Source organism: Paenirhizobium naphthalenivorans (assembly GCF_007992095.1).
Lineage (GTDB): Bacteria > Pseudomonadota > Alphaproteobacteria > Rhizobiales > Rhizobiaceae > Allorhizobium > Allorhizobium naphthalenivorans.
Map to the genome: position 1 here is coordinate 1 of NZ_BJZP01000064.1, position 3,558 is coordinate 3,558.

Consider the following 3,558-nt stretch of genomic DNA (forward strand, 5'->3'; position numbering starts at 1 on the left):
GCCAGGTCTATGGCTTTGGTCCGCCGTATCGGGGACAAATCAGATTCTACCGGAGGGGTGGCGTGGTGTTGACCTTGAAATGGGTGCGAGCCTTGGCCGCGATCAATCCCTTCAACGTCAACGTGACCTGGTGACGGATGTTCGGCAGGCTGCCGGAACACGAGAGACCGTCGTCGTGCTTCCCGAGAGCACACTGGGCTTTTGGACGCCAACGCTTGAACGTTTCTGGCGGAATGAGCTGCAAGGAACGCACGTGACTGTAGTCGCCGGCGCGGCGGTCGTCGATGCGGTTGGCTACGACAACGTCATGGTGGCCATCGATGCGCATGGGGGGCGTGTCCTCTATCGTGAGCGCATGCCTGTACCGGTTTCGATGTGGCGTCCATGGGAGCGATGGACACGAGAGACCGGCGGCGCCCGCGCCAACCTCTTCGCCAATCCTGTCGTCGAGGTTGCGGGCCGAAAGATCGCGCCGCTCATCTGTTATGAGCAGCTCGTACTGTGGCCCATTCTCCAGTCGATGCTTTATCGACCCGACGCGATCGTTTTGATCGGCAATGGCTGGTGGACGACGGGTGGCAACATCATCGCTATCCAGCGCGCGAGCGCCAAAGCCTGGTCCGCTCTGTTCGGCGTTCCCCTTGTGATTTCCTTCAATACCTGAACTTTGGAGCCTTCGTCATGGATGCTGCCTTTATCGCGGAATGCGCCGATCCCTCGCTGAAACCCGCCATCGTCGAGCAGTTCGTAGCCGCTGTCGGTCCTGGCGATCCGCTGGCCGTCACCGTCAAAGCCGGAGGGCGGCTCATCCTTGTACCAAAACCGAAGACCCCAGACGAGGCAATGGAGGTCATACGCCAGTATGTCGGGCAGGCCGTCGTGCGTGTGGGCCTTACACAGTTCCCGGCGGGTGTCGGCGTGAAGGACGCATCCGAGCTGAAACCAGATCTGATTGAGCCTTGCGAAAATCTTCGCATGGGGACGAAGATGTTTTCCAAGATCATGCGCATCGTTTCAAAGTGGTATGGCAACCCAACGAGCAGTGAGGTGCTTCCGCAGATCTTCGAAGATGCCGTTTACGCCTGGAACACCGGCCAGTTCGAAGGTGAAAGCGTGTTTCAGGCGCAGGATCGAGGTGGAACGATCGTCGATCGGAAGGAAGTTTCTTCGGATGCCGCGGACAAACCTGCGGATGCTAACCCCTCGCAGAGCGAAGCGGAGCCCTCAGACGAAGGAGAGGTTGGGACTGCGGGAATTCGGGTCGATTTGTCCCGGATCGGTGGGCAGAAGTAGTGCTGTATCCGACTTCGACGACAGGTAAAATATCAGGGATCAGGTTCGACAATTGCGACATTGAGGTCGTTGAGTATATCAGCCAGACCCGGCGCGCGGATCAGCTTCGTCGTGCGGACCGCCTTCAGTTTTCCAATAGCTCGATCGAACACTGCAAGGTTGGTGTGGCCGTTGAGCCGAGACGGGTAGATGATGCCGTCCACCTGGCTGTCGTGTTCATTGAAGGCGACCGCCCACTTCCGTGCGAGGGATTGCTTTGAGCCCTTCGCGACATCCGTCGGCACTCCCATCTTGATCGGCCCGTCGTCTCGAAGATCGACCATCATCAGCGGATTGATGACCTCGATCTCTGCGAAATTGCGGTCGTACAATTCGGATTCAGCTATCGGCAGGTCGCCGAGGACCCCATCGCGTTGATCGCGCAAGACGGCTTCGAGAAAGCACACCTTCACCGTATCGCCCAAATAGAGCACCCCGAACCGGTTAGCGAATTTGCGCCGGCGTGGATCGCTGAAACGGCTCGGCGTTTTACCGAAGCCCAGTGGATCAGGGTAGGTGCCCAGATAGATGCGACCGAACCGAAGTCCGGCTGCGACCGTATGCAGGTGAAGGCTTGCATTTGCAAAGCCGGGAGGCGGCAGAGTACGTGCCATTCAGCGGAAATCTCGACCAATGCTCTCGACAACCTCGAGCGCTTGCTCGGTCCGTCCCCGCTCCAATGCCTCGCGACCTGTCAGTCCGTCCAGCTCTCCGTGGGGCTGGACCAGGAACCGGTAAACCGCCCAGGCTCCGCCCAGTCGCTCGTGGAGCGTTGCAAGCGCTGCAAACGGCTTGCCATCGGCATCGATCTGCCAATCCGGGAAGCGAAAGCCGCGTTTCGCGCCATCCAGCCCCAATACCAGTCCGGTCTGGCGCTTTGAATTCACCGTTACCCTTGTCGTGCCAAGCAGCTTGGCGAATTCGTCGGCATTCAGCATGTCAGTGCCGCTGAGGACCTCAGCAGCCTTTATGCGTCCCCGAGCCCGTGCGGCCACCAACGCCTGCTCCAACTCCGGATCCAGTGCATCGTTTTCCTCTACGACAGGCACCGTTGTCATTTCCACCGCCTCAACGGGAGTGACAACCATCTCACCTTCGGAATCGACATCGACACGGAAGCTGACCGGGTGGCCAGCTGAACGGCTTTTTGCGATCGCCTGACCGTATTCCTGGAGGAGCGCCTTGACGCGATTGGGATTGCCGGTCAGTGCTTTTGATGCATTGTCCGGGATCTTGATCTTGAAGGCTGCTCTCCCCTTCGCCAGCGGGGCGGCGCCTGTGGTCAGGAAAAAAGCCATGGATTCAGCGCCCGGTTTTTCGCGCCCGCTTGCACCGTCACGTATGCTGGTTTTGGACTTCAGAGATGCCATCTCTCACCCTCCGTTCGGAGAGCTATATATGGCAAGGTTGGTTAAGTTCGTCAAGTTGGTAAAGCACGTAGTGCTGTACCATCGAATTATTCGGGGCGAACAAACGCCTGAAGTCTGTTATCGGCCGCCCGAAGCAGACATTGGAGACAACCGCACTTGATGTTTGCACCGTCTAAGCTGTTGGAATTGCGGAATTGAAAATCAGTGCAAAAATTTTGATTTATGCACAATGCCTTCAGTCGCGCCGTGTAATGGTGCGATCACACCATAAGCCCGTCATGTCGTCACACCAGTGCAAGCTTCCTGTCGACGACTAAGGGAAAAAGCGCGGCGATGATCTGGGCAGACAGTCCGAGCAGCCCGGTTGGTGTCATCAACGCTGCCAATTGCTCGGCTGCCGTCAGTCCAAAGAGTGCAGCGCCCAACACTGTTTCGAACGCGAACAGTAAGCCCAGAAACCAAGCCGCCATTACCCATCGTATGACTAACGTGCCCGGCACTCGACAATGTTTGAGCGTCCAACGGCAGGCGAAAAAGCCGGCAATGACCATTATTGGCACTTCGGCTGCAACGGCCGCAAGCTGCCCAACGCGCGGCGCAATGAAAATCACACGGACTGTCCCCAAAGCGAAGCCCAAGGCAAACAGCGCCAAGAAAAAGATTGTTGAGGCAATCAGCGCGCGATTCAAATCAACTCCTGTTCTGTTCCATAATGGGCAGTTATCTGATCGATGTCCGCACTTGGCGCTATCCGTCCGTAGCGCTCTTCTGCGATTGAACATTGATAGGCCAGTTAGGTGCTATCCAGCCAAGTGGAGATCTGCACATAGCTTACTGTGAGCTGACACGTTTTCCG

Annotated in this window: 5 protein-coding genes; 2 read left to right on the forward strand and 3 right to left on the reverse strand. The window is 57.5% G+C overall.

Annotated elements, in window-relative coordinates:
• Positions 1-664, forward strand: a 664-nt coding sequence (locus RNA01_RS22855; protein ID WP_268906709.1) for a carbon-nitrogen hydrolase family protein, incomplete at its 5' end; no start/stop codon positions are given.
• Between the two features lie 17 nt (positions 665-681).
• Positions 682-1,293: a TraH family protein gene (locus RNA01_RS22860; RefSeq protein WP_147182396.1), complete on the forward strand. Its 612-nt coding sequence runs from the start codon at positions 682-684 to the stop codon at positions 1,291-1,293.
• Positions 1,294-1,325: 32 nt separating this feature from the next.
• Here RNA01_RS22860 and RNA01_RS22865 read toward each other — a convergent pair whose 3' ends face one another.
• From RNA01_RS22865 to RNA01_RS22875, 3 genes are all read right to left on the reverse strand, one after another.
• Complete coding sequence (locus RNA01_RS22865) at positions 1,326-1,946, reverse strand: RES family NAD+ phosphorylase (RefSeq protein ID WP_046797663.1); 621 nt, start codon at positions 1,944-1,946, stop codon at positions 1,326-1,328.
• Positions 1,947-2,702 (reverse strand): hypothetical protein, encoded by a 756-nt coding sequence (locus tag RNA01_RS22870; RefSeq protein ID WP_035227102.1) that lies wholly within the window; start codon positions 2,700-2,702, stop codon positions 1,947-1,949.
• Positions 2,703-2,986: 284 nt separating this feature from the next.
• Positions 2,987-3,391, reverse strand: a complete 405-nt coding sequence (locus RNA01_RS22875) for a hypothetical protein (protein ID WP_147182395.1) — start codon at positions 3,389-3,391, stop codon at positions 2,987-2,989.
• Positions 3,392-3,558 lie beyond the last annotated feature (167 nt).